This window comes from Bordetella hinzii LMG 13501, assembly GCF_001548475.1.
GTDB classification, from domain to species: Bacteria; Pseudomonadota; Gammaproteobacteria; order Burkholderiales; family Burkholderiaceae_B; genus Bordetella; species Bordetella hinzii.
The window spans coordinates 200,837-224,873 of sequence record NZ_LRUJ01000003.1 but is presented as its reverse complement, the minus strand read 5'-3'; the positions used below and the strand labels follow the sequence as shown (position 1 = coordinate 224,873).

Sequence of the window (24,037 nt, the reverse complement as noted above, 5' to 3'; positions counted from 1 at the left end):
CATTTCCTGCTCAGGCGGGGTTGGCGGCCGGTTCATTCAAGAAACTGTGCAGCACGCTGGCGGGGATGCCGCCGGCGGCCATGAGGTGGCGCTCGGCTTCGGTCAGGACCTGGGCGCGCACGGTAAAGCGGGTCGTCCTGCCATCGGCGGCCCGGGCGGTGACTTCGATGGGCTCGGCGGCCATGATGCCGGCCTCGACATTGCGCAGCGCCAATTCCTCGCTGCCGTCCAGGCCCAGCTGGCGCCAGCCCTGGCCGGGCTCGAAGGCCAGCGGCAGCACGCCCATGCCGACGAGGTTGGCGCGGTGAATGCGCTCGAAGGATTCGGCGATCACCGCGCGCACGCCCAACAGCGCCGAGCCCTTGGCGGCCCAGTCGCGGCTGCTGCCCATGCCATAGTCCTTGCCGCCCAGGACGATGGCGGCGCTGCCTTCCTGGCGGTAGGCGGCCGCGGCCTCGAAGATCGTGGTCATGGCGCCATCCGGGAAGTGCCGTGTGAAACCGCCCTCGGTGCCGGGCACGAGTTCGTTCTTGATGCGGATATTGCCGAAGGTGGCGCGTGTCATCACATGGTGGTTGCAGCGCCGCGCCACATAGGTGTTGAAATCGCGCGGCGCCAGGCCGGCCTGAGTGAGATAGCGGCCGGCCGGCGTATCGGCGGGGATTTCGCCGCTGGGCGAAATATGGTCCGTGGTGAGCGAATCGCCGAAGGCGGCCAGCACGCGGGCATGCTGCAGGCTGTTTGCCAGGTCTTGCAGCGGTTGGCGCGGGCCGTCCTGGAAAAAGGGCGGCTCGACCAGGTAGTGCGACGCCGGGTCCCAGGGGAAGCGCAGCCCGGCGGGGGCCTGCAGCTCCCGCCAGATCGTGCTGTCCAGGCTGTCGGCGGCATACACCTCGGCGAAGATGCGCGGATTGGCGGCGTGGGGCAGCAAGGCCTGGATTTCCTGCGGCGTGGGCCAGACATCGGCCAGATACACGGGGCGGCCGTCATGCCCCTGGCCCAGGGCCTCCTGTTGGAGGTCGATGTCGATGCGGCCGGCCAAGGCATAGAGCACGACCATGGCTGGCGAGCCGATGTAGTTGGCGCGCACCAGTTTGTGAATGCGGCCTTCGAAATTGCGGTTGCCCGACAGCACGGCGGCGGTGACCAGGCCCTGCGCGCCGATGGCCTCGGCGGCTTCGGGCGTCAGCGGACCGGACTTGCCGCCGCAGGTGGTGCAGCCATAGCCGATGACTTCGAATCCCTGCGCTTGCAAGGCTTCGAGCAGGCCGGCGTCCTGCAGATAGCGGGTGACGGCGCGCGAGCCGGGCGCCAGCGAGCGCTTGAGCCAGGCCGGCGGCGTCAGCCCCAATGCCAGCGCCTTCTTGGCCACCAGGCCCGCGGCCAGCATGACGGCCGGGTTGGAGGTGTTGGTGCAGGATGTGATGGCCGCCAGCACGATCGAGCCGTGCGTTGGCGTCTCGCGCGTGGCCGCCGCTGGCGCTGCGGGCAGGCCGAAACCGCCCTCGTTCAGCGGCCGGGTCAGGCGGCCGCGAAAGTCCGCCGGCACGTCTTGCCAGGGCATGCGGTCCTGCGGGCGGCGCGGTCCGGCCATGCTGGGCAGCGCGTCGGACAGGTCAATATCGATGACGCGGCTGTACTGCGGCACGGGCGTGCCGGCATCGCGCCAGAGATGGTTGGCCTTGGCGTAGTCTTCGATCAGTTGCACCTGGGCCTCGGGTCGCCCCGTCATGCGGGCGTAGGCCAGGCTCTGGGCATCGATCGGGAAGAAACCGCAGGTCGCGCCGTACTCGGGCGCCATATTGGCAATGGTGGCGCGCTCGGGGATGCTCAGTTCGGCCGCCGCGGGGCCGAAGAACTCCACCATGCGGCCGGTCACGCCCGCTTGCCGCAGGCGCTGGGTGATAAGCAGCGCCGCGTCCGTGGTCAAGGCCGGCGGGCGGATGTGGCCGCTCAGGCGCACGCCCACCACATCGGGGACGGGGAAGGTATAGGCCTGGCCCAGCAGGGCAGCCTCGGCATCGATGCCGCCCACGCCCCAGCCCAACACGCCCAGGGCGTTGACCATGGGGGTGTGCGAGTCGCCGCCGATCACGAAATCGGGATAGGCCCAGCTGCCGTCGCCGCGGTCGCGCGTGGCCACCACGGGCGCGAGATACTCCAGGTTGATCTGGTGGATGATGCCCATGCCGGGCGGAATCACGCGCAGGCCCTTGAAGGCCTGCTGCGCCCATTTGAGGAAGCGGTAGCGCTCGTCATTGCGCTCGAACTCCCGTCTCAGGTTGCGCGAGACCGCCTGCGCATCCCCCCAGTAGTCCACCTGCAGCGAATGGTCCACGATGAGATCGACCGGGATGCGGGTGTCCACGCGGGCCGCGTCGCCGCCATTGCGCGCCACGGCGTCGCGCAGGGCCGCGAGGTCCTGCAGCACGGGCAAGCCGCTGGAGTCCGGCAGGATGACGCGCGCGACATGCAGGGCGAGATCGGCGCCCACATGGTCGCGCCAGTTCCACAGCCGCGCGATTTCCTCGTCGGAGATGGCGTCGCCCCAGTGCTGATGGCGATAAAGATTCTCCAGCAGGATGCGAATGACGTAAGGCTGCGCTTGCAGGTCGCGGCCCCGGGCCGCGCCGGCCAGGTCCATATAGTGCAGCGACCGGCCGCCGCTGGATAAAACACGAATCATGGTGGCGAAAGAAGAAATTCCAGGCTGGGGTCATCTTAAGACTGATCCCGGTATAGTGTCAACACTACGGTGCGAGTGGGCTCGTTCTCTCGGATATTTTTTGACAGTTTTTGAGTGTCGCGCCTAAGTGTCTAAGCGCTTCAAGGCGTTGTTTTAGGGTTTTCCCGGGTATTTTGACCCGATTTAATCGCATTCTCCGGGAGTGAGGCGCAAGGGTGAGGGGTTCCGTGGTCTTGCTGTCACGGCAAAAGAGTTGACACTTTTCGGTTTCGTTTGCTAGTCTGTCAACACTATGAGCAATTCCTCGCCCGCCCTCATCATCAAGGAAGACGCCGCCGGTCCGTTGGCCGATGTGGTGTTCGACCAGGTGCTCGACGCCATTTACCAGGGCCGCCTGGCGCCCGGCAGCGTCATCAACGAGGTGGCGCTGGCGCAGGAGTTCGGGGTGAGCCGCGGGCCGGTCCGCGAGGCGGTGCGCCGCCTGCAGGGCATCCAGCTGATCACGCGCGAACCCTATATGAAGGCCCGCGTCGTCACCCTGTCGGCGGAATCCGCGCTGGAGCTGTTCCAGATGCGCATGGCGCTCGAGGGCGTGGCCTGCAATCTGGCCACCCGCCGCATGAGCGACGCGGACATCGAACAGTTGCTCGCCGAACTCGACGAGGATCGCCAGCGGCGCCAGCAGGCCGCCCAAGGCCTGGCCCCCAAGCCCAGGGTCTTTGACTTCCATGAGCGCATTGTCCGCGCCAGCGGCAACCAGCGCATCATCAACAGCCTATGCGGCGACCTCTATCACCTGCTGCGTGTCTATCGCCGGCATTCGGGCACGGTGCTCGAACGCAAGGACGATGCCTACGCGGAGCACTGGCAAATCCTGCGCGCCATCCGCGCGCGCGACCCCGAACTGGCCGAATCGCTCATGCGTTCACACATCGAGCGGGCGGCGCAGCATCTTTTTGATCATCTGGCCGAAGGGACGCCCAATCTCTCCGGGTATCCCGTTACGGCCGCCTGAAAGTCCTGGAGCAGCAAGACATGAATCCGCGCAATAAATTCCGGCAACTGTTGAAGAACGAGCCCTTCATCGTGTCGCCGGGCGTCTACGATGGTTACAGCATCCGCCTGGTCGAGGCGGCTGGATTCAAGACTGCCTGCACCAGTGGCGCGGCGGTGTCCAATGCGCTGCTGGGTATTGCCGATATCGGCGTGATGGGCCTGGCCGAAAACGTCACGCATTGCCGCCACCTGGCGCGCTCGGTGTCCATCCCGCTGACCGCCGACGCCGATACCGGCTATGGCAACCCGGTCAATGTGTTCCATACGGTGCAGATGTTCGAAGAGGCGGGCGTGGCGGGCGTCAACCTGGAAGACCAGGTCAGTCCCAAGCGCTGCGGCCATATGCCGGGCAAGGACGTGATCAGCCAGGCCGAGATGGTCAAGAAGATCGAGGCGGCCTGCCTGGCGCGCCGCGACGATGATTTCGTCATCATCGCCCGCACCGATGCGATCGCCGTCGAAGGCATCGAGGGCGCGGTGCGGCGGGCGCGCGCCTATGCGGCCGCCGGTGCCGACATGATTTTCCCTGACGCGGTGCGTACCGAGGACGACATCAAGCGCCTGGTGGACGCCGCCGGCGTGCCCTTGACCATCAACATGGGCTTTGGCATCCGCAATCGTCCCACCACGCCGCTGATCCCCCTGGCGCGCCTGAAAGAGATCGGCGTCAAGCGCATCAGCCTGCCCCGCATGCTGCCGGCCGCGGCCATCCACGGCATGCGCCAGGCCCTGGGCGTCATGCAAGAGGTGATCGCCACGGGCGAGCCGGTCGACCGTCCTGATCTCCTCGTGGGCATCGAGGACATCATGCAGCTCATGGGCTATGAGCAGATGCGCGCGCTCGAAAAGCGCCTGACCACGCTGGACGAGTGAGGCGGGCCGATGTCTGTCGACCGCGTCGCCGTCATCACCGGTTCTGCGTCGGGCATCGGCCTGGCGCTGGCCCGGCATCTGTTGGATGCCGGCTGGCGCGTGCACGGCATCGACCGGCAGCCCTGGCCGGCGGGCGCGCATGCGGGCTATACCCATCACCTCCATGACCTGACGGATATCCCGGGCATCGACGGCCTGGCCGATGCGCTGCCGGCGCGGCTGCGGGCTTTCGTGCACTGCGCCGGCGTCATGCGCAGCGGCGGGGCCGAGGATTCGCGTGCCGAGGATACGGAGTTGCTGTGGCGCCTGCACGGCGCGGCGCCCTTGGCGCTGCTCGGCGTGCTCGGGCCGCGGCTGGCGCCGGCGCTGGGCCGCATCGTCCTGGTGTCCAGCCGCGCTGTGCTGGGCCGCGCGCATCGCGCGGCCTATGCCGCGACCAAGGCGGCCCAGATCGGCATGGCGCGCAGCCTGGCCGCCGAGCTGATCGGGCGCGGCATCACGGTGAATGTGGTGGCGCCCGGCGCGGTCGATACGCCCATGCTGAAGGATCCGCGGCGCGGGGCGCCGCCCAAGGTGGATCTGCCGCTGGGCCGGCTGATACGCGCCGATGAAGTCGTCGCGGCAATTGATTTCTTTCTGGCGCCGCAGGCAGGCGCCGTCACCGGGCAGACGCTCTATGTCTGCGGTGGCGCTTCATTGGGGGCCATGGCGGTATGACGACAGATCTTTGCGGGCAGGTCGTGGTGATCACCGGCGCGGCCGGCGACCTGGGGTGGGGCATTGCCCGCGCCTGCCTGGACGCCGGCGCCCGCGTCGCGCTGATCGACCTGGACGCCGATGCGCTGGCCCGGCTGGGCCAGGAGGGCGATGAGCGCATCCTGCGGCTGCAATGCGATGTGGCCGACCCCATGCAGACGCGCGGTGTGGTCGACGCGGTGCTGGCGCGCTGGGACCGCATCGATGTCCTGGTCAACAATGCGGCGGTGGTGACGCCGGGCGACAAGATCGGCGATCTGTCGGCCGCGAACTGGCACCAGGCCCTGGCCATCAATCTGACCGGCGCCTGGCTGATGAGCAAGTGGGCGCTGGCGCCGATGCGGCGGGCGCGACGCGGCGTGGTGATCAATGTCGCGTCGCAGCTGGGCAGCGTGGCAGCGGCGGGACGCGGCGCCTACGGCGCGAGCAAGGCCGGCCTGATCGCCCTGGCGCGCGCCATCGCGGTCGATCATGCCGATGAAGGCATCCGGGCGCTGAGCCTGTCGCCCGGCGCGGTCTTGACCGGCCGCGTGCTGCGCCGCTATGGCGATGCCGAGACAGCGCGCCAGGCGCTGGCCCCGCGCTACCCGATAGGGCGCCTGGGCGAGGTAGAAGAAGTCGCGCGCACGGCCTTGTTCCTCATGGGCAAGGACGCTGCGTTCATCACGGGCACGGATGTGCGCGTGGACGGGGGGTACACCGCAATATAGCGGTGGCCGGTTTGTGGTTTGTATTTGATGTTTGCATTGATTCGAGCACAGAAGGATAGACACATGAATACGGGGATTTTCTCCACTGCCGGTGCCAACCTGCGCCGCAGCCTGCTCAAGAGCGCCGCCCTGCCTTTGCTGGCGGGAGTGCTGGGCATGTCCGCCACGGCCGGCGCAATGGCCCAGGATGCGTATCCGTCGCGTCCGGTCACGATCATCGTGCCCTTCCCGGCCGGCGGCGCGACCGACATCACGGCCCGTCTGGTGGCCGAAGGCCTGTCCAAAAAGTGGGGCCAGGGCGTTGTCGTCGAGAACCGTCCGGGCGCCGGCGGCAACCTCGGTTCCGAGTTCGTGGCCCGCGCCGCGCCGGACGGCTATACGCTGGTGCTGGGCGTGACCGGCTCGCACAGCATCAACACCTCGCTCTACAAGAACATGCGCTATGACCCGCGCAAGGACTTCGAGCCCATTACCCAGGCCACGCTGTATCCCAATGCCATCGTGGTCAATAACGAAGTGCCGGCCAAGAACCTGACCGAGCTGATCGCGCTGCTGAAAAAAGGCGTGGTGCAGTACTCCTATGGTTCGGACGGCAATGGCACGGCCTCGCATCTGGGCATGGAGCTGCTGAAGAACCAGGGCCACTTCGCCCTGACCCATATTCCCTACCGGGGCAGCGCGCCGATGGTGACCGACCTGCTGGGCGGCCAGATCCAGGTGGGCATCACCGGCCTGCCGGCGGTGCAAGCCTATGCCAAGAGCGGCAAGCTGCGGATCATCGCGCTCACGACCGGCGAACGCTTTGCCAGCGCGCCGGACTACCCCACGGTGGCCGAACAAGGCTTCCCGGGCTTTGCCGCCCCGCCGTGGTCGGGCTTCTTCGCGCCCAAGGGCACGCCCAAGGCGCTGGTGGACAAGATCTCGGCCGATATGCGCGAAGTCATGGCCGACCCGGTGGCCAAGCAGAAGATGATCGCCGCGGGCAGCGAGTTCACGCCGTCCACGCCCGAACAATTCGGCGCCTTCGTGGACAAGGAAATCGCCAAGTGGGCCGAGGCCGTCAAGATCTCGGGCGCCAGCGTGGATTGAGTATCGGTAGTAACGGTGCGGCGTGAGCCGGCGTCTCGCCGGTCGCCGGCAGCGCCGCGCTGCTTTCAAGCCAGGCCTTGGCAGGCCTGGCTTTTTTTACGCCGCCGCGGCCCGGCTATGTCGTGGGCAGGGCGATGCCCATGGCGGCGAACAGGCCGCCGCACAGCTTGTTGAAGCGGCGGCCGCTGCGCTCCAGCCAGGGGCGCACCCGGTGCGCCAGGCGGGCCAGCAGGTATTCGACGACAAATTCGATGCAGGCGAAAGTGGCCGCCATCACGACGAACTGGGTGAACAGGCTGCGCGCCGGATCGATGAATTGCGGCAGGAAGGCGCCGTAGAAGAGCAGGGCCTTGGGGTTGGAAATGGCCGACAGGAAGCCCTGGCTGAACATGCGCGTGGCGCGCAGGCCGGGCAGGCCGGGCGTGGGTCGCAGCTGTACGCCGGGCGCGCGCCAGAGCTGGATGCCCAGCCAAACCAGGTAGGCGCCGCCCGCCCATTTGAGCAGCGTCAGCGCCGGCGCCCAGGCCTTGAGCAGCGCGCTGATGCCCAGCATGGACAAGGCGATGAGGGCGATGAAGCCCACGGCGCCGCCGGCGATGGTGCACAGGGCCCGCCGATGGCCATGCAGGGCGCCATGGGTGAGCGCCAGCAGGGTGTTGGGGCCGGGGGTGAGGGACAGGCCGGTGACGGCGACCAGATAGATCAGCCAGCTGTGCAGCGCCATGACAATGAAACCGGAAAAAGGGAAGCGGCCAGTCTAGAACCGGCAGGCGGGCGGGCGCAAGCCGCGTCCGCCCGCGCTGGAATCAGAAACCGTCGCGGGGCAGGTGCACGCGGCCTTCCATGAGGATGCGCGCGCTGCGGCTCATGATGGCCTTGGTGACCGTCCATTCGCCGTTGGCGCGTTCGGCCTTGGCGCCCACGCGCAGGGTGCCCGACGGGTGGCCGAAGCAGACCGTTTCGCGCGGGCCGCCGCCGGCGGCCAGATTGACCAGGGTGCCCTGCACCGCGGCGGCCGTGGCGATGGCGACCGAGGCGGTGCCCATCATGGCGTGATGCAGCTTGCCCATGGAAAGCGCCCGCACCAGCACGTCGATATCCGATCGGGCGATGCGCTTGCCGCTGGAGGCCACGTATTCGCGCGCCGGCGCCACGAAGGCGACCTTGGGCGTGTGCTGGCGGGAGGCGGCGTCCTCCAGCTTGCTGATCAGGCCCATGCGCAGCGCGCCATGGGCGCGTATGGTCTCGAAGCGGGCCAGGGCGGCCGGATCGCCATTGATGTCTTCCTGCAGCTCCGTGCCCTTGTAGCCCAGCGCTTCGGCATCGAGGAAGATGGTCGGGATGCCGGAGTTGATCATGGTGGCCTTGAAGCGGCCCACGCCCGGCACGTCGAGATCGTCGACCACGTTGCCGGTCGGGAACATCGAGCCGCCTTCGCCCTCTTCGGCGGGATTCATGAATTCCAGCTGGATCTCGGCGGCGGGGAAGGTCACGCCGTCGAGCTCGAAGTCGCCGGTTTCCTGGACCGCGCCGTCGGTCATGGGCACATGGGCCACGATGGTCTTGCCGATATTGGCCTGCCAGATGCGCACCACGGCGATGCCGTTGGCCGGCACGCGGTCGGCCTCGACCAGGCCGTTGGTGATGGCGAAGGGGCCCACCGCGGCCGACAGATTGCCGCAATTGCCGCTCCAGTCCACGAAGGCCTGGTCGATGGCGACCTGGCCGAACAGGTAATCGACATCATGGCCGGGCCGGGTGCTCTTGGACAGGATGACGGTCTTGCTGGTGCTGGAGGTGGCCGCGCCCATGCCGTCGATCTGCTTGCCATAGGGATCCGGGCTGCCGATCACGCGCATCAAGAGCGCGTCCCGCGCGGGGCCGGGCACCCGGGCGGACTCGGGCAGATCGTCCAGTTTGAAAAAAACGCCTTTGCTGGTGCCGCCGCGCATATAGGTGGCGGGGATGCGGATCTGGGGGGCTTGTGCCATGTCGCAGTCCTGGTAGAGAGTCAAGGTTGGGGCGGGGCGCCCGCCCGGTGAATCAGCCGGCCTGCCGGGCGCCGGCGGCCGAGGCCGCCTCCAGGAAATCCTGGGCGAAGCGCTGCAGCACGCCGCCGGCCTCATAGATCGAAACCTCTTCGGCGGTATCCAGGCGGCAGGTGACGGCCACTTCTTCGCGCCGGCCGTCGCGGCGGTGGATGACCAGGGTCAGGTCGGCGCGGGGCCGGCGCTCGCCCACCACGTCATAGGTCTCTGTGCCGTCCAGCCCCAGCGTCTTGCGGTTCACGCCGGGCTTGAACTCCAGCGGCAGCACGCCCATGCCGATCAGGTTGGTGCGGTGGATGCGCTCGAAGCCTTCCGCGACAATGGTTTCGACGCCCGCCAGGCGCACGCCCTTGGCCGCCCAGTCCCGCGAAGAACCCTGGCCGTAATCGGCGCCGGCCACGATGATGAGCGGCTGCTTGCGTTCCATATAGGTCTCGATGGCTTCCCACATGCGCATCACCTTGCCTTCGGGTTCCACGCGGGCCAGCGAGCCCTGGCGCACGCTGCCGTCCTCGTTCTTCACCATCTCGTTGAAGAGCTTGGGATTGGCGAAGGTGGCGCGCTGCGCGGTGAGATGGTCGCCCCGGTGCGTGGCGTAGGAATTGAAGTCCTCCTCCGGCAGGCCCATCTTGGCGAGGTATTCGCCCGCCGCGCTGTCCGGCATGATGGCGTTGGACGGCGAGAGGTGGTCGGTGGTGATGTTGTCGCCCAGCACCGCCAGCGGCCGCATGCCGCGCAGCGTGCGTTCGCCGGCCAGCGCGCCCTCCCAGTAGGGCGGGCGGCGGATATAGGTGCTCTTGGGGCGCCAGGGATACAGGGGATCGACGGCCGACTTGCGGTCGTCCTGGATGCCGAACATGGGCGCGTAGACCTTGCGGAACTGTTCGGGCTTGACGGCCGAATTCACCACGGCGTCGATCTCTTCGTCGCTGGGCCAGATGTCGGCCAGGCGGATCTCGCGTCCCTGGGCGTCCACGCCCAGGACATCGCGTTCGATGTCAAAGCGGATGGTGCCGGCGATGGCGTAGGCCACGACCAGGGGCGGCGAGGCCAGGAAGGCCTGCTTGGCGTAGGGATGGATGCGGCCGTCGAAGTTGCGGTTGCCCGACAGCACGGCGGTGGCATAGAGATCGCGATCGACGATCTCCTGCTGGATGGCGGGGTCGAGCGCGCCGGACATGCCGTTGCACGTGGTACAGGCAAAGGCCACGACGCCAAAGCCGAGTTTTTCCAGTTCGGGCAGCAGGCCGGCTTCTTCGAGGTAGAGGGCGACCGTCTTGGAGCCTGGCGCCAGCGAACTCTTGACCCAGGGCTGGCGCTTGAGCCCGGCGCGGTTGGCATTGCGCGCCAGCAGGCCGGCGGCAATCACATTGCGCGGATTGCTGGTGTTGGTGCAGCTGGTGATGGCGGCGATGATGACCGCGCCATCGGGCATCTGCCCCGGGGTGTTTTCGACCTTGCCGGCGATGCCGCGCTCGGCCAGCGCGGACACAGGCAGGCGACGATGCGGGTTGGACGGGCCGGCCAGGGTGCGCACCACGCTGCCGAGGTCAAAGCGCAGCACGCGCTCATAGCGCGCGGTCTTCAGGCTGTCGGCCCAGAGGCCGGCGGTCTTGGCATAGGTTTCCACCAGCGCGATCTGGCTTTCTTCGCGGCCGGTCAGGCGCAGATAGGCGATGGTCTGCGGATCAATGGCGAACATGGCCGCCGTGGCGCCATACTCGGGCGCCATGTTGGAAATTGTCGCGCGGTCGCCCAGCGTGAGCGCCGCGGCGCCTTCGCCGTGGAACTCCAGGTAGGCGCCGACCACCTTCTCCTTGCGCAGGAACTCGGTGAGGGTCAGCACGATGTCGGTGGCGGTGATGCCCGGCTGGGGACGGCCGGTGAGTTCCACGCCGATGATGTCGGGCAGGCGCATCCACGAGGCGCGGCCCAGCATGACGTTCTCGGCCTCCAGGCCGCCCACGCCGATGGCAATGACGCCGAGCGCGTCCACATGGGGCGTATGGCTGTCGGTGCCCACCAGCGTATCCGGATAGGCCACGCCGTCCTGGGTATAGATGACCGGCGACATGCGTTCCAGATTGATCTGGTGCATGATGCCGTTGCCCGGCGGCACGATATCGATATTGCGGAAGGCCTGCTTGGTCCAGTCGATGAAGTGGAAGCGATCCTCGTTGCGGCGGTCTTCGACCGCGCGGTTCTTGGCGAAGGCATCGGGATCGTCGCCGCCGTATTCCACCGCCAGCGAATGGTCGACGATCAGTTGCACCGGCACCACCGGGTTGACCTTGGCGGGGTCGCCGCCCTTGTCGGCGATCGCATCGCGCAGGCCGGCCAGGTCCACCAGGGCCGTCTGGCCCAGGATGTCGTGGCAGACCACACGCGCCGGATACCACGGGAAGTCCAGGTCGCGGCGGCGTTCGATGAGCTGCCGGAGCGCGTCGTTGAGCAGCGCGGGGTCGCAGCGCCGCACCAGGTTCTCGGCCAGCACGCGCGAGGTATAGGGCAGTTCATCGTAGGCGCCAGGGGCAATCGCTTCCACGGCGGCGCGGGCGTCGAAATAGTCCAGGCGGGTGCCCGCCAGGGGCTTGCGGTAGGAATGGTTCATGCTTCGCTCTTGGGCTGCTTGCCTTGGGTGATTTGCTGCTCGATGTTGAGACGGGAGGCACGGATGTGCCGCCGCATCAGGAGTTCGGCCAGTTCGCCGTCGCCGTCGGCGATGGCGTCCAGGATGCGGTGATGCTCGGCATATGACTGGCGCGGGCGGTTGGGGGTGTTGGAATACTGGATGCGGTACATGCGGGCGAGCTGGTAGAGCTCGTCGCACAGCATGCGGAACAGCATCTCGTTGCCGCTGCCCTTGACGATGCGATAGTGGAAGTCGTAGTCGCCCTCCTGCTGGTAATAGCCCAGCCCGGCCTGGAAGGCGGCGTCTTTTTCATGCGCATGCAGCACATCGCGCACCTGCTGGACTTCGGCGGCCGGCATGCGGGCCGCCGCCAGGCGGCAGGCCATGCCTTCCAGGGACTCGCGGATTTCGTAGAGTTCGCTGAGCTCCTTGGGGCTCAGGGACACGACGCGCGCGCCGGCGTGCGGCACGCGCACCAGCAGGCGTTGGCCTTCCAGGCGGTGCAGCGCTTCGCGCAAGGGGCCCCGGCTCACGCCGTGGGCACGCGCCAGCTCCGGTTCCGACATCTTGCTGCCCGGCGCGATCTCGCCCTTGATGATGGCGGACTGCAGTTTGCGGAACAGCTGCTCGGAGAGGGTCTCGGTGTCTCCGTGCGGATCGGATGGCAGGATGGGTTGGTCCATCGTGTTGACAATCTTGAGGGGTTTTGCCGGCATAAACCGGTTTTTACCGCTTTGGATGAATGGATTGTCAACAATGTAGCCCCGAACGCCTAGGACTGCAAGCGGTCGGCCGGGCCGCCGTCGGCCAGTTCCTGGCGCAGCCGGACGATGCTGCGCTTCAGGAAGCGCACCAGGCCGCGCCATTGGGCGCCGCGTTCCTGTTCGCGCGCATCCACCCAGACGAGCTGGTGGAAAAAGGCCGGTCCGGCCACCGGGAGCACGAAGAGCGAAGCGTCTTTTCTTTCGGCCAGCAGGCCCGCCGATTCGAAAATCGTCACACCCGCGCCGCTGCGCGCCAGCCGCATGCGCGCGCCCAGCGCATCCACTTCATGCACGATGCGCGGCGCCAGCCGGTGGCGACGCATGAGAGTGTCGAAATCCAGGCGGGTGCCGTGGCGCCGGGTCGGCATCAGGAGGGGCAGCTCGGCCAGCTTGCGCGGGCTCAGGCCCTGGTCCAGGGGCACGCCGTGGCGCTGCGCCAGTTCGCGCGTGCCGACCACGAAAACCGGCTCCAGGAAAAGCGCGTCGCCAGCCAGCTGGCGCGGGCGCTTGGGCTCGTAGATCACCGCCGCCGACAGTTCGCCGGCCAGCAGCCAATCGTGCAGATCGCCGCTATGCCCCTCGCGCACCATGAAATTCAGCCCGGGATAACGGCTGCGCACGGCCGCCATCAGGTCTGGCGCGAGGGATTGCGAGAAAAACATGGGCACGCCCAGCGTGAACTCCCCTTGCAGGCCGCGCCCGGCGCCCGCCGATTTCAGGCGGGCGACCTCTTGCAGAAAAGTCTCGGCCAGCGCCAGCAGGCGTTCGCCGGCGGCGGTGGCGGCGACCCCCCGGCCATGGCGGCGCAGGAGCTGGCAGCCCATTTCCTGCTCCAGGGCCGCCACTTGGCGGCTCAGCTGGGATTGGCTGACGCCCGCGGCATCGGCCGCGCGGGAAAAGCTGCCCGCCTTGACGGCCTGCTTGAGATAGTCGAGCTGCTGCGTATTCATCGTCCTGCCGCGGTGCCGGCCACGGAAAAAGGCCCATCGAGCTATGCAGATAATGCATGGCTGATAGTAGCGGATCTCCCTGGAACAAGACCATGGCCGCCCCTAAACTGGGCCTGCATCCAACCTGGCAACGGTCGTTCTCACGGTTATCCCCATGATCGCTTCGCCCGAGACTCCCCTGTTCGATCCGGCCGACTTCCGCCTGCCTGCCGGCCTCGCCCATGTCTGCGCCGCCGGCGAAACGCCATTTCTGTGGCGACACGACGAGGCCCTGGCGCGTTATATCCATGACAAAAGCCAGGGCGCGCGCGGCCGCCCGTCGCAGGAGACCGTGGTCGAGGAGACGCGCGGCAAGCTGGCGGCGCTTTGGGGGGTGCGCGCCGACGAAATCGGCTGGGTGAGCAATGTGGCCGAAGGCATGTCCCTGGTGTTGGACAGCCTGGGCCTGGGGCAGGGCGACCGCGTATGCGTCATGGACACCGAATACCCCTCGGTGGTGGCGCCCCTGCTGGCGCGGCCCGGCGCGGCCCATGAGCTGCGCCTGGCGCCCGCCACCGGCACCGAGGCGCTGGCGGCATCGATAGACGACCGCACCCGGGCCGTGCTGGTGAGCTATGTCTCCTACCTCAACGGCGAGCGTTTCGATCTGCGCGCCCTGCGCCGGGCCGCCGACGCCGTGGGCGCCTTGCTGATCGTGGACTTCACCCAGGCGTCCGGCTATTTGCCCATCCCGGCCTCGATCGCCGATTTCGCCTTCAGCGCCAGTTATAAGTGGATGCTGGGCATGACGGGCACCGCCGCGGCCTATTGGAACCGGCGGCGCCAACCGGACTGGGCGCCCGTCTCGGCGGGCTGGTATTCCCTGGCCACTGACGGCACGCGCTACGACCAGGGCATACGCCTGCGTGACGACGCGCTGCGCTTTACGCGCGGCAACCCGGCCCACGCCAGCCTGTATGTCCTGTCCAGCGCGCTGGACTACCTGTTGGGCTTTGAGCCGGCGCGGATCCAGGCGCATGTGCAAGGCCTGACGACGGACCTGCTAGGCCGGCTGGCCTCGCATGGCCTGGAGAGCTCCACGCCGGCCGACCCGGCGCGCCATGGCGCCAGCGTCTGCATCGCGCGGCCCGATGCGGCGCTCTTGCACCGCCGGCTCGACGAGGCCGGCGTGCTGGCCTGGAACGGCCGCGGACGCCTGCGCATCAGCTTTCACGGCTACAACTGCAGGGCCGATGTGGACCGCATCGAGTCGGCCTTGCTCGATGCGCTCAGGACGTAGGCGCGCGGGGGCCGCGCCTAGCGGGGGCCGAGCACGCGCGCCAGGACATCCGGGCGCGGCATGCCGTTGACGCGCTGCACCTGACCCTGCTCATCCTTGTAGAGGATGCCGGGCGTTCCCCGGAAGCCCAGCTCCGCCATCAAGATCTGGTTGTTGTCCAGGCTGTCGCGGATGGCCGCGGGCACACTGGCCGCCGGCTTGATGCCGCCTTGGCGGAAATTGCGCTCGTTTTCGAGCAACGCGGCGGTCCGGTCCGGCGCGCCGAGAATGGCGGCGGCCTTGGTGCTGCTGTCGGCTCGGATGACGCCCACGACGATGTGGCGCAGCTGCACCTTGCCCGCGTCCACCCAGGGACGGGCGGCTTGCCAGAAGCGATTGCAATAGGGGCAATTGGGATCGCTGAAGGTATAGACCACGCGCGGCGCCTGCGCCTTGCCATCGGCCACCCAGGTCGAATCGTCCAGTTGCTTCCAGATGGCCTCGCTCATGGGCTTGGCGACCAACTCCCGCACGCGCGCCTCGTCCAGGCTCTCGCCATCGGGACCGATGCGGCTGCCCACGATGGCGTTGCCATCGGCCGCCACATAGATGGTGATGGGCTGCTGGCCCACCATGCCGGCGTAGCCGCGCAGTCCGCTGACATTGCCCAGTTCCTGGACATGGCTCAGGCCCTGGCGCTCCAGCGAGCGGATCACGGCGGGGCGGTCCTGCTCGCCGGCAAAGCCGCTCGCGGCGGCGCCCAGGGCGGCGACGCCCAGCAGGACGGGGACTAGGGATTTCTTCGGGGACATGGCGTTACTCCTGGATTCGGGTCGCGTCCGGCGGTGGCACGAGATGGTCTTGCAGCGTCTGGCGCAGGCGCGCGGCGGTCAGTTCGCCCATATGCGCCTGGGCCAGGCGGCCCTGCGCATCGAAGAACAGCGTCGTCGGCAGGCCGCGGGTGCGCAGCGCCGGCATGGCCTGGGATGCCGGGTCCAGCAGCACATCCTTGAACGCCAGGCCCTGCCCGGCCAGGAACTCGCGCACGGTGGCCGCGCTTTCCCCCTGGTTGATCAACAGAAAGCGCACGCCGGGATAGTCCGCCTGGGCTTGCTCCAGCACCGGCATCTCGCGCCGGCAGGGCGGGCACCAGGACGCCCACAGATTGATGACGACTGGCCGGCCGCTGTAGTGCTCCAACGAAACCGGGCGCGCCTCCAGCGTCTCCAGCGCCAGGGCGGGCAGGGACCCCCGCTGCGCCTGGACGATATAGCCTTGCGCGAAAGTCCAGGCCGCGATGCCGATGGCGGCGCTGCCCAGCGCCGCCTGCCGCAGCGGCGGCAGCCCGCGCGTGCGCCAGGCCAGCCAGGCCAGGCCCGCCGGCAAGCCGGCCCACCAATAAAAACCGCCATCGCCGATGGACACGATGGCGCGTGGAGCGGCACTGTAATCCGGCCACCAGCGCAGCACATAGGCCGCGCGCGCGGCCACCAGGCCGATGAACAGCGCATCGAGCAGCAAAGCGGCGGCGCGCCTGCCGGCCGCCTCGCGCCATACCAGCCGCGCGGCCAGCCAGGCCAGCACCGCGGCAAGCGCCACGGCGGCCACCGGCAGGGAAAACGGGCCGACGCTATGCATGGCCCGCCGCCCGGGGCAGGCCCATGCCCGCAAGCACTGACAAAGACCGGAAATCCAAACCCATCAACCCGCCCCGCTCAATACGAAAAACAAGGATCCACGACTTGGATTAATGGAGCGTTAAGGGGTTCACGTCGTGTCGTGTGGAATGGTCTGCTAATTTTTTCAACCGGAGCCATTGCCAGTGATCTGGAATGTAGTTCCCCCTGATTGATCAGCGGTTTTTCAATTTGCTGGGTGGAAAAAGTGCGCTCATGGGGTGTGAGCCGTTCACCGGGAATTGCGCTCTGGACGCTGACAAGCAGATGCAGCAGATGGAAGGCTCCGGGGCCGTCGTCCTTTTCCATAGGGGTGGAGGCGCCGCGGTGGAGATGGCCGCGTCAGCCGGGCACAGGTGGCGCGAAAGCGCGCCGCAAATGAAAAAGGCCGAAAGAATGATCTTTCGGCCTTTGCTGTCGCGGGTATTGCGGCCCGGGACTTGAATTCTGGAGCGGGAAACGAGTCTCGAACTCGCGACCTCAACCTTGGCAAGGTTGCGCTCTACCAACTGAGCTATTCCCGCTTGGGTTTCGTTTCTGGCAGTGCCTTCAAGCGCCGCTGTTTCAACGAAAGACGCGCATTGTACATGAATTTTTTGATTTGTGCTGGCTGCTGCTTTTTGCGTTATTCGCAATCCGCGAATCGCGGCAGCCAGGCCATCAATCGTTCAAGTAATATGAGCGAAGACAGAAACTATAGCATAGCTTTTCGTGCCCATGTCAATATCCCTCGTGCCCGCGGCCCAGGACCTGCGCGGTTTGAACACTTTCGGCCTGGCGTCGCGCGCCGATGCTTTCGTCACCCTGGAGGACGAGGCCCAGTTGCCTGCCTTGTCCGCGCTCGCCGTGGATTATCCGGCGTGCTTCGTGCTGGGCGGCGGCAGCAATCTGGTGCTGGGCGAGTCGGTGGCGGGCCTGGTCGTGCGTGTGGCCTTGCGCGGCATCCGCCTGGTCGAGGCGCGCCCGGACGTGTGGATCGTCGAGGCGGCCGCGGGCGAACGTTGGCATGAGGTGGTCGCGCACTGTGTCGAGCAGGGTTGGGACGGGCTGGAAAATCTCGCGCTCATCCCCGGCACGGTGGGAGCGGCGCCGGTGCAGAATATCGGCGCCTACGGGGTGGAGCTGTCGGACCGTTTCGATAGCCTGAGCGCCTGGGATTTGCGCGAGGCGCGCGCCACGCGCTTCTCGGCCGCGGATTGCCGCTACGCCTATCGCGACAGCGTCTTCAAGCGCGAGCCTGGCCGATGGCTCATCACCCGGGTGCGTTTTGCCTTGCCGCGCCCCTGGCGCGCCGTGCTGGAGTATCCGGACCTGCAGCGCTGGCCGGCCTTGCAGCAAGGTCCGGCCGATGCGCGCGCCATCTTCCAGGCGGTCTGCGGCATCCGCCGCGCCAAGCTGCCCGACCCGGCCGTGATCGGCAATGCCGGCAGCTTTTTCAAGAACCCCCTGGTCGACGCCGCCACGCGCGAGCATCTGCAAGCCAGGTTTCCCGGCCTGGTGTCGTATCCGCAACCCGATGGCCGCTACAAGCTGGCCGCCGGCTGGCTGATCGATCAATGCGGCTGGAAGGGGCGCAGCCTGGGCCCGGCCGGCGTGCACGACCGGCAGGCCTTGGTGCTGGTCAACCGGGGCGGGGCGGCGGCGGCCGATATCCTGGCGCTGGCGGCCGCCATCCAGGAGGATGTCATGGCGCACTATGGCGTGTGGCTGGAGCCCGAGCCCATCGTCGTGCGTTGAGGTTTTTTCTTGTAGGGGCGCGGATCAGAGCCCGAGCACCGCCTGCATGTCGTACAGCCCATTGTGCTTGCCGTCGAGGAACTTGGCGGCGCGCACCGCACCCTCGGCGTAGGTGGCGCGGCTGCTGGAGCGGTGGGTGATCTCGATGCGCTCGCCGGTGCCGCAGAAGTAGACCGTGTGGTCGCCGACGATGTCGCCGCCGCGCACGACCGAAAAGCCGATGGTGCCGGGCTTGCGCGGCCCGGTTTCTCCGTGGCGCGTCCAGGTGGCCACATCGGGCAGGGCGACGTTCCAGGCCGAGGCCACGGCCTCGCCCATGGCGAGCGCCGTGCCCGAAGGCGCATCGACCTTGTTGCGGTGGTGCGCTTCGAAGACTTCGACGTCATAGCCGCTGTTGAGAATGCGGGCGGCCATGTCCAGCAGCTTGAGCGTGGCATTGACGCCCACGCTCATATTGGGCGCGAACACCACGGCGATCTTCTGCGCGGCCACTTCGATGGCGGCGCGGCCGGCGTCGTCAAAGCCGGTGGTGCCGATGACCATGCGGGTGCCGTGGCGCAGGCAAGCCTGCAGGTGCTCCAGCGTGCCTTCGGGCCGGGTGAAATCGATCAGGCAATCGGCGCGGGACAGGCTGTCCAGGTCGTCGGTGATCAGTACGCCGGTATCACGGCCCAGGAAGGCGCCGGCATCCTGGCCCAGCGAGGGCGAGCCTTTGCGGTCCAGCGCCACGGCGAGTTCGACGCCCTCGGCGTTCAGGACAGCCTCGATCAGCATGTGGCCCATGCGGCCGCTGGCGCCGGCGATTGCAATACGCATTGTCTTTCCTTGGAGCTTACTTGAGGGGTTCAGGCGCATTGCCGGGTTGGCCAGGGTAGGAGGTGGTCGGCGAGGTCGGCGAGTTCACCTGGATATGGGGCCGGACCTGCTCGGCCTTCTCGGCCTGCTCGTCGCGCTTCTCGGCGGTGTCTTCGGTGTTTTCGGCCTTCTCGGCGCGTTCGGCGTTGAGCTTGTTGATCTGGAACGGCTGCAGCTCGGGCTGCTCGTCGCCGGTCCAGCGCACCAGGCGGTCATTTTCGAAGAAGACCGTGAAGTGGCGTTCTTCGGCCTTGCCGTAGCCGGGCTTGAAGTAATAGGGGTAGTCCCAGCGGTCGGCGTGCAGCACGCTGGTCAGCGTGGGGCTGCCCAGCGCGAAGCGCACCTGCTCGCGGGACATGCCGGGTTGCAGCAGCGCGACCTGTTCGCGGGTGATCCAGTTGCCTTGCTGCATGTCCGCGCGATAGGGGAAGCCCCATTTGCCGGAAGAGCAGCCGGCCAGGGCCGCAGCCAGTACCAGGGTTCCCAGCACCGCCTTGACGGGCCGGGAGGGATTACGAGCAATCATGGACACTACGCGCCCCTATTATTGGAAACGGACAAAACCGTTATCATAAAGGTTTAAATAACGGATAGTTCCGCAAGGCAGCGGGAATTGGGGCTCTGCCAGCCAATGTCTTGTAGGCTGCTTCGTCATGGCGAGGCGGCGGTGCGGAAATGGGGCCGCATTACTAGACCCAGGTTGGGACGGGCTCCGGCGCCGCGCCTCAGTGGACGGAGAGCGACTACATGAGCGACCAAAGCGAATTGAAGAACATGGGCTTGAAGGCGACGTTTCCCCGCCTCAAGATTCTCGACATTTTCCGCAAGTCGGATCAGCGCCACCTCAGCGCCGAAGACGTCTATCGCGCCCTGATCGGCGAGAGCGTCGAAATCGGCCTGGCTACCGTGTATCGCGTCCTCACCCAGTTCGAACAGGCCGGCATCCTGACCCGCAGCCAGTTCGATACCGGCAAGGCCGTGTTCGAACTCAACGACGGTGATCACCACGATCACCTGATCTGCACCAATTGCGGCAAGGTGGTGGAGTTTTCCGATGTCGACATCGAAAAGCGCCAGCACAAGGTCGCCAAGGACAACGGCTTTGTGCTCGAAAGCCATGCCATGGTGCTGTACGGTATTTGCTCGGACTGCCAGCGCGCCCGTTGACCGCGCCGAGCGCAGCACTCGAACCCGGCTCCGGCCGGGTTTTTTTTGCCCACGCGCCGCGGGGTCAGGCGGCGCGGGTGTTCTGCAGCATCTCGCGCGCGTGGTCGCGCGTGGTGGGCGTGATGGTGATGCCGCCCAGCATGCGGGCCACTTCCTCGATGCGTTCGTCCGCGTCGAGTTCGGCGATGCGCGAGCGCGTGACCCCGCTTTTTTCGCTCTTGCTCACGCGGAACTGGTGGTTGCCGCAAGCCGCCACCTGGGGCAGGTGGGTCACGCACAGCACCTGATGGCGCCCGCCCAGCTCGCGCAACAGTTTGCCCACGACCTCGGCCACCGCGCCGCCCACGCCGCTGTCGACTTCGTCGAAGATCAGGGTGGGCACGCGCGCCGCGCGGCTGGCGATGACCGACAGCGCCAGCGAGATGCGCGAGAGCTCGCCGCCGGAGGCGACCTTGGCCAGTGGCCGGGGAGTGGTGCCGGCATGGCCGGCGACCAGGAATTCGACGGTTTCATTGCCCTGCGCGCTGGCCGGCCCGGTCGTGAGGGCCGCCTCGAAGCGCCCGCCGCTCATGGACAGGGTCTGCATGGCCCGGGTGACCTGTTTGCCCAGGTCGCGGGCGATCTTGCGGCGCGCCTCGGTCAGCAGCGCCGCGGCGCTGTCATATTGCGCCCGCGCGGCCTCGACCTGGGCGCGCAGGGCATCGACGTCGCCGGCGGCTTGCAGCTGGGCCAGCTGCTCGCGCAGCGAGCGGTGCAGGGCGGCCAGCTGGTCGGGTTCGGTCTTGAACTTGCGCGCGGTTTCGAAGACCGCGCTCAGGCGCGCCTCGGCCGCGTTCAGGCGCTCCGGATCCAGGTCGACGCGGCTCAGGTAGTTGTTCAGGTCGGAGACCGCTTCGCTCATGGCGATGCGCGCCGATTCCAGCTCTTCGGCGATGCCGCCCAGGCCGCTGTCATGGCGCTGCATCTGCTGCAGGCGGTGGCTGGCCGCGTTCAGGCGCGAAAGCGCCGAATCCTGTTCGCCGTCCAGGGCTTCGAGGATCTGGCTCGCGCCATCGAGCAGCGACTGCGCATGCGACAGGCGGCTGTGCTCGGCCTGCAGCGCGTCCCATTCGCCTTCGGCCAGATTGAGGCGATCCAGGTCTTCGGCCTGCCATTGCAGGCGTTCGCGTTCGGCGGCCAGCGCCTCGGCGTCCTGTTCGGCGGTCTCGAGCTGGCGCGCCAGGCCGCGCCAGTGCTTCCAGGCCTGAGCCACGACCTGGCGCAGTTCGCCGTGTCCGCCATGCGCGTCCAGCAGCTCGCGCTGCGCGTCGGGGCGCATCAGGCTTTGGTGGGCGTGCTGGCCATGGATATCGACCAGGGTGTCGCCCAGCTCGCGCAGCTGCGTGACGGTGGCCGGCATGCCATTGATATAGGCGCGGCTGCGCCCCTGGGCATCGATGACGCGGCGCAGCGACAGCTCTTCGGCGGGTTCGAGCTCGCGCTCGGCCAGCCAGGCCGACAGGTGGGCGGGCGTGTCGAAGATGGCCGTGATATCGGCCCTGGCCGCGCCTTCGCGCAGCACGCTGGCGTCGCCGCGCTCGCCCAATGCCAGGGCCAGCGCGTCGATCAATATGGATTTGCCTGCGCCGGTCTCGCCCGTGAATACGGTGAAGCCGGCGCCGAAATGGATTTCCGTCTGTTCGACGATGACGAAGTCGCGGATATGCAGGGTTCGCAACATGGCGGGCGCTGCCGGGATTACTCGATGTTGTCGGTGGCCTGCGGCATCAGATTCCAATGCAGCTTGCGGCGCAGGGTGGAGAAAAAGCTGTAGCCCTGGGGATGAACCAGGCGGGCGGTATGCGGGGCGCGCTGCACGGTGATGCGGTCGCCCAGTTGCAGATCCGACCAGGTCTGCATGTCGAAGTGCACCGAGGCGCCGGTCTCGACGCGGCCGATGGCCGTGAGCGTCATATTGAGCACGCCGGTGTCGGGGATCACGATGGGCCGGTTCGACAGGCTTTGCGGCGCCACCGGCACCAGCACCATGGCGTTCAGGCCTGGATGCAGCAGCGGGCCGGCGGCCGACAGGGCATAGGCCGTCGACCCGGTGGGCGTGGCGATGATCAGGCCGTCGGCGCGCTGGGTATACATGTACACGCCATCCAGCTCGACCCGCATTTCGATCATGCCGCCGCGCCCGGCGCGGTTGAGCACCACGTCGTTCAGCGCCGAGGCGGAGTACATCTGCGCGTCGCCGCGCCACACGCTGCCTTGCAGCAGCATGCGCTCTTCGATCTGGAAATTGCCGTCCAGCACGCGCGCCAGCGCATTGCGGGCATCCTGCAGCGGGATGTCGGTGATGAAGCCCAGGCGCCCGTGGTTGATGCCCACCAGCGGCACCCCGTACGGCGCCAGGTGGCGGGCCGCGCCCAGCACGGTGCCGTCGCCGCCCATGACCACGGCCAGGGAGGCCGATTCGCCGATCTCCTGCAGCGTGGCCTCGGGGAACTCATGGACGCCGGTGTTGCGCGCCGTATCGGCGTCGACCAGGACGCGCCGGCCGGCCTGCGTGAGCATGTCGGCCAGGGCGCGCAGGGGAGCGTCCAGGCCGGTGTCCTGGTAGCGTCCGATCAGGGCGACGATAGGAAAGTGCATGAGCGGGTTTCAGTGGATTCGTGAGGCGTATCAGGCGATTATATGGGGCCGCATATCATGTCGGAGGACAAAAATCGCCTCCTGGCAAAACTTTCCATAAAATACTCATATGGACGACCGCGCACGAGCTTTGTTGAAAGCGTTGATTGAACGCTATATCGCCGACGGGCAACCGGTGGGTTCGCGCACGCTTTCGAAGGTATTCGACCTTTCTCCGGCCACCATCCGCAACGTCATGGCCGACCTGGAGGAGCTGGGCCTGATCCACAGCCCCCACACCTCGGCCGGCCGCGTGCCCACCCCGCGCGGCTACCGCATGTTCGTGGATTCCTTGCTGGCCGTCCACCCCTACCAGTTCGAGCCGGCCAATATGGGGGAGCTGCTGCCCATGGTCGAGCCCAGCCGCGCCGTCAATGCGGCCGCGGCCCTGCTGTCCAACCTGACGCAGTTCGCCGGCGTGGTGCTCACGCCCAAGCGGGCGCAGGTGTTTCGCCAGATCGAATTCGTGCGCCTGACGGAAAAACGGGTGCTGCTCATCATCGTCACGCCCGACGGCGACGTGCAGAACCGCATCATGCAGGTGCAGCGCGACTACGCCGAGAGCGAGCTGGTCGAGGCGGCCAATTTCTTCAACCAGCACTTCTCCGGCAAGTCCTTCGACGCGGTGCGCCGGACGCTGTCGACCGAGCTGACCCAGCTGCGCGAAGACATCTCGCGCCTGATGCAGGCGGCCGTCGAGGCCGGCGCCGAGGCTGCCGACGAGGGCGATTCCGTGGTCATTTCCGGCGAACGCAAGCTGTTGGACGTGACCGACATCGCGTCCGACATGGATCGGCTGCGCAAGATGTTCGCGCTGTTCGAGAAAAAAACCGATCTGCTGCAGCTGCTGGACGTCTCCAGCCGTGCCCAGGGCGTGCAAATCTATATCGGCGGGGATTCGCAGCTGGTGCCCATGGACGAGGTCACCGTGGTCACGGCGCCCTATGGCGTGGACGGCCAGATCGTCGGCACGCTGGGCGTGATCGGCCCGACCCGGATGTCCTATGAGCGGGTGATACCCATCGTCGATATCACCGCCCGGCTCCTGTCCAACGCGCTCAGCCACAATCAATAATTCCAACAACGGCATCCCGCGGGGGATGC

General features: G+C 67.3%; 22 protein-coding genes and 1 tRNA gene. 9 read left to right on the top strand and 14 right to left on the bottom strand.

Features of this window, described 5'->3' with window-relative positions; translation table 11 throughout:
• Window positions 1-10 precede the first annotated feature (10 nt).
• Window positions 11-2,686: an aconitate hydratase AcnA gene (acnA, locus tag AXA74_RS03630; protein WP_032977814.1), complete on the bottom strand. Its 2,676-nt coding sequence runs from the start codon at window positions 2,684-2,686 to the stop codon at window positions 11-13.
• A gap of 292 nt (window positions 2,687-2,978) precedes the next feature.
• On the opposite strand from acnA, the gene AXA74_RS03625 reads away from it, so the two are divergent.
• The 5 genes from AXA74_RS03625 to AXA74_RS03605 all read left to right on the top strand — a co-directional run bounded on the left by AXA74_RS03625 (window position 2,979) and on the right by AXA74_RS03605 (window position 7,170).
• Window positions 2,979-3,701: a GntR family transcriptional regulator gene (locus AXA74_RS03625; protein WP_029578997.1), complete on the top strand. Its 723-nt coding sequence runs from the start codon at window positions 2,979-2,981 to the stop codon at window positions 3,699-3,701.
• Window positions 3,702-3,721: 20 nt separating this feature from the next.
• Window positions 3,722-4,615 (top strand): isocitrate lyase/PEP mutase family protein, encoded by an 894-nt coding sequence (locus tag AXA74_RS03620; RefSeq protein ID WP_029578998.1) that lies wholly within the window; start codon window positions 3,722-3,724, stop codon window positions 4,613-4,615.
• A 9-nt stretch (window positions 4,616-4,624) separates the two neighbouring features.
• Complete coding sequence (locus tag AXA74_RS03615; protein ID WP_029578999.1) at window positions 4,625-5,332, top strand: SDR family NAD(P)-dependent oxidoreductase; 708 nt, start codon at window positions 4,625-4,627, stop codon at window positions 5,330-5,332.
• Window positions 5,329-6,081, top strand: a complete 753-nt coding sequence (locus AXA74_RS03610) for an SDR family NAD(P)-dependent oxidoreductase (RefSeq protein WP_029579000.1) — start codon at window positions 5,329-5,331, stop codon at window positions 6,079-6,081. Before AXA74_RS03615 ends, AXA74_RS03610 begins: the two co-directional genes overlap by 4 nt.
• A 63-nt stretch (window positions 6,082-6,144) precedes the next feature.
• Complete coding sequence (locus tag AXA74_RS03605) at window positions 6,145-7,170, top strand: Bug family tripartite tricarboxylate transporter substrate binding protein (RefSeq protein WP_029579001.1); 1,026 nt, start codon at window positions 6,145-6,147, stop codon at window positions 7,168-7,170.
• Window positions 7,171-7,285: 115 nt separating this feature from the next.
• On the opposite strand, the gene AXA74_RS03600 is transcribed toward AXA74_RS03605, so the two are convergent.
• The 5 genes from AXA74_RS03600 to AXA74_RS03580 form a co-directional block, all read right to left on the bottom strand.
• Entirely contained in the window at window positions 7,286-7,894 is a 609-nt protein-coding gene (locus tag AXA74_RS03600; protein ID WP_029579002.1) for a LysE family translocator, read from the bottom strand.
• Window positions 7,895-7,976: 82 nt separating this feature from the next.
• Window positions 7,977-9,161 carry a 2-methylaconitate cis-trans isomerase PrpF gene (gene prpF / locus AXA74_RS03595; protein WP_029579003.1) on the bottom strand — a complete coding sequence of 395 codons (1,185 nt, stop codon included), beginning with the start codon at window positions 9,159-9,161 and terminating at the stop codon, window positions 7,977-7,979.
• 52 nt (window positions 9,162-9,213) lie between these two features.
• Window positions 9,214-11,829, bottom strand: coding sequence for a Fe/S-dependent 2-methylisocitrate dehydratase AcnD (gene acnD, locus AXA74_RS03590; RefSeq protein WP_029579004.1), 2,616 nt, complete (start codon window positions 11,827-11,829; stop codon window positions 9,214-9,216).
• Window positions 11,826-12,533 (bottom strand): GntR family transcriptional regulator, encoded by a 708-nt coding sequence (locus AXA74_RS03585; RefSeq protein ID WP_032954857.1) that lies wholly within the window; start codon window positions 12,531-12,533, stop codon window positions 11,826-11,828. Before AXA74_RS03585 ends, acnD begins: the two co-directional genes overlap by 4 nt.
• Window positions 12,534-12,622: 89 nt before the next feature.
• Window positions 12,623-13,564: a LysR family transcriptional regulator gene (locus AXA74_RS03580; protein WP_032977810.1), complete on the bottom strand. Its 942-nt coding sequence runs from the start codon at window positions 13,562-13,564 to the stop codon at window positions 12,623-12,625.
• A gap of 154 nt (window positions 13,565-13,718) precedes the next feature.
• Between AXA74_RS03580 and AXA74_RS03575 the strand changes: the two genes are divergently transcribed.
• Window positions 13,719-14,843 (top strand): aminotransferase class V-fold PLP-dependent enzyme, encoded by a 1,125-nt coding sequence (locus AXA74_RS03575; protein ID WP_032977807.1) that lies wholly within the window; start codon window positions 13,719-13,721, stop codon window positions 14,841-14,843.
• Between the two features lie 17 nt (window positions 14,844-14,860).
• Here the strand turns inward: AXA74_RS03575 and dsbG are convergent, their stop codons facing one another.
• The 4 genes from dsbG to AXA74_RS03555 all read right to left on the bottom strand — a co-directional run bounded on the left by dsbG (window position 14,861) and on the right by AXA74_RS03555 (window position 17,022).
• Window positions 14,861-15,634 (bottom strand): thiol:disulfide interchange protein DsbG, encoded by a 774-nt coding sequence (gene dsbG, locus AXA74_RS03570; RefSeq protein ID WP_032977804.1) that lies wholly within the window; start codon window positions 15,632-15,634, stop codon window positions 14,861-14,863.
• A 4-nt stretch (window positions 15,635-15,638) separates the two neighbouring features.
• Window positions 15,639-16,460 carry a TlpA disulfide reductase family protein gene (locus tag AXA74_RS03565; protein WP_032977801.1) on the bottom strand — a complete coding sequence of 274 codons (822 nt, stop codon included), beginning with the start codon at window positions 16,458-16,460 and terminating at the stop codon, window positions 15,639-15,641.
• 77 nt (window positions 16,461-16,537) lie between these two features.
• Window positions 16,538-16,807 (bottom strand): hypothetical protein, encoded by a 270-nt coding sequence (locus tag AXA74_RS24095; RefSeq protein ID WP_126623668.1) that lies wholly within the window; start codon window positions 16,805-16,807, stop codon window positions 16,538-16,540.
• 139 nt (window positions 16,808-16,946) lie between these two features.
• A tRNA-Gly gene (locus AXA74_RS03555) sits at window positions 16,947-17,022 on the bottom strand.
• A gap of 193 nt (window positions 17,023-17,215) precedes the next feature.
• Here AXA74_RS03555 and murB point away from each other — a divergent pair.
• Complete coding sequence (gene murB, locus AXA74_RS03550) at window positions 17,216-18,235, top strand: UDP-N-acetylmuramate dehydrogenase (protein WP_051593903.1); 1,020 nt, start codon at window positions 17,216-17,218, stop codon at window positions 18,233-18,235.
• Between the two features lie 24 nt (window positions 18,236-18,259).
• On the opposite strand, the gene dapB is transcribed toward murB, so the two are convergent.
• Both dapB and AXA74_RS03540 read right to left on the bottom strand, forming a co-directional pair.
• Complete coding sequence (gene dapB, locus AXA74_RS03545) at window positions 18,260-19,051, bottom strand: 4-hydroxy-tetrahydrodipicolinate reductase (RefSeq protein WP_032954860.1); 792 nt, start codon at window positions 19,049-19,051, stop codon at window positions 18,260-18,262.
• Between the two features lie 16 nt (window positions 19,052-19,067).
• On the bottom strand, window positions 19,068-19,616 hold the full coding sequence (locus AXA74_RS03540; protein WP_029579013.1) for an outer membrane protein assembly factor BamE: 549 nt from the start codon (window positions 19,614-19,616) through the stop codon (window positions 19,068-19,070).
• A 221-nt stretch (window positions 19,617-19,837) separates the two neighbouring features.
• On the opposite strand from AXA74_RS03540, the gene fur reads away from it, so the two are divergent.
• Window positions 19,838-20,257, top strand: coding sequence for a ferric iron uptake transcriptional regulator (gene fur, locus AXA74_RS03535; protein WP_029579014.1), 420 nt, complete (start codon window positions 19,838-19,840; stop codon window positions 20,255-20,257).
• Window positions 20,258-20,321: 64 nt separating this feature from the next.
• Here fur and recN read toward each other — a convergent pair whose 3' ends face one another.
• The gene (gene recN / locus AXA74_RS03530; RefSeq protein WP_032977798.1) at window positions 20,322-21,977 is read right to left on the bottom strand and encodes a DNA repair protein RecN; all 1,656 of its coding nucleotides are present in this window, start codon (window positions 21,975-21,977) and stop codon (window positions 20,322-20,324) included.
• A 17-nt stretch (window positions 21,978-21,994) separates the two neighbouring features.
• Window positions 21,995-22,894, bottom strand: a complete 900-nt coding sequence (locus AXA74_RS03525; RefSeq protein WP_029579016.1) for an NAD kinase — start codon at window positions 22,892-22,894, stop codon at window positions 21,995-21,997.
• Window positions 22,895-23,003: 109 nt separating this feature from the next.
• On the opposite strand from AXA74_RS03525, the gene hrcA reads away from it, so the two are divergent.
• A complete protein-coding gene (hrcA, locus tag AXA74_RS03520) occupies window positions 23,004-24,008 on the top strand; it encodes a heat-inducible transcriptional repressor HrcA (protein WP_029579017.1) in 1,005 nt (334 codons plus the stop codon).
• Window positions 24,009-24,037 lie beyond the last annotated feature (29 nt).

Excerpts from the sequence above, each read along its gene's own strand:
- acnA (WP_032977814.1), bottom strand. The coding sequence starts at position 2,686 with ATGATTCGTGTTTTATCCAGCGGCGGCCGGTCGCTGCACTATATGGAC.
- AXA74_RS03625 (WP_029578997.1), top strand. The coding sequence starts at position 2,979 with ATGAGCAATTCCTCGCCCGCCCTCATCATCAAGGAAGACGCCGCCGGT.
- AXA74_RS03620 (WP_029578998.1), top strand. The coding sequence starts at position 3,722 with ATGAATCCGCGCAATAAATTCCGGCAACTGTTGAAGAACGAGCCCTTC.
- AXA74_RS03615 (WP_029578999.1), top strand. The coding sequence starts at position 4,625 with ATGTCTGTCGACCGCGTCGCCGTCATCACCGGTTCTGCGTCGGGCATC.
- AXA74_RS03610 (WP_029579000.1), top strand. The coding sequence starts at position 5,329 with ATGACGACAGATCTTTGCGGGCAGGTCGTGGTGATCACCGGCGCGGCC.
- AXA74_RS03605 (WP_029579001.1), top strand. The coding sequence starts at position 6,145 with ATGAATACGGGGATTTTCTCCACTGCCGGTGCCAACCTGCGCCGCAGC.
- AXA74_RS03600 (WP_029579002.1), bottom strand. The coding sequence starts at position 7,894 with ATGGCGCTGCACAGCTGGCTGATCTATCTGGTCGCCGTCACCGGCCTG.
- prpF (WP_029579003.1), bottom strand. The coding sequence starts at position 9,161 with ATGGCACAAGCCCCCCAGATCCGCATCCCCGCCACCTATATGCGCGGC.
- acnD (WP_029579004.1), bottom strand. The coding sequence starts at position 11,829 with ATGAACCATTCCTACCGCAAGCCCCTGGCGGGCACCCGCCTGGACTAT.
- AXA74_RS03585 (WP_032954857.1), bottom strand. The coding sequence starts at position 12,533 with ATGGACCAACCCATCCTGCCATCCGATCCGCACGGAGACACCGAGACC.
- AXA74_RS03580 (WP_032977810.1), bottom strand. The coding sequence starts at position 13,564 with ATGAATACGCAGCAGCTCGACTATCTCAAGCAGGCCGTCAAGGCGGGC.
- AXA74_RS03575 (WP_032977807.1), top strand. The coding sequence starts at position 13,719 with ATGATCGCTTCGCCCGAGACTCCCCTGTTCGATCCGGCCGACTTCCGC.
- dsbG (WP_032977804.1), bottom strand. The coding sequence starts at position 15,634 with ATGTCCCCGAAGAAATCCCTAGTCCCCGTCCTGCTGGGCGTCGCCGCC.
- AXA74_RS03565 (WP_032977801.1), bottom strand. The coding sequence starts at position 16,460 with ATGCATAGCGTCGGCCCGTTTTCCCTGCCGGTGGCCGCCGTGGCGCTT.
- AXA74_RS24095 (WP_126623668.1), bottom strand. The coding sequence starts at position 16,807 with ATGGAAAAGGACGACGGCCCCGGAGCCTTCCATCTGCTGCATCTGCTT.
- murB (WP_051593903.1), top strand. The coding sequence starts at position 17,216 with ATGTCAATATCCCTCGTGCCCGCGGCCCAGGACCTGCGCGGTTTGAAC.
- dapB (WP_032954860.1), bottom strand. The coding sequence starts at position 19,051 with ATGCGTATTGCAATCGCCGGCGCCAGCGGCCGCATGGGCCACATGCTG.
- AXA74_RS03540 (WP_029579013.1), bottom strand. The coding sequence starts at position 19,616 with ATGATTGCTCGTAATCCCTCCCGGCCCGTCAAGGCGGTGCTGGGAACC.
- fur (WP_029579014.1), top strand. The coding sequence starts at position 19,838 with ATGAGCGACCAAAGCGAATTGAAGAACATGGGCTTGAAGGCGACGTTT.
- recN (WP_032977798.1), bottom strand. The coding sequence starts at position 21,977 with ATGTTGCGAACCCTGCATATCCGCGACTTCGTCATCGTCGAACAGACG.
- AXA74_RS03525 (WP_029579016.1), bottom strand. The coding sequence starts at position 22,894 with ATGCACTTTCCTATCGTCGCCCTGATCGGACGCTACCAGGACACCGGC.
- hrcA (WP_029579017.1), top strand. The coding sequence starts at position 23,004 with ATGGACGACCGCGCACGAGCTTTGTTGAAAGCGTTGATTGAACGCTAT.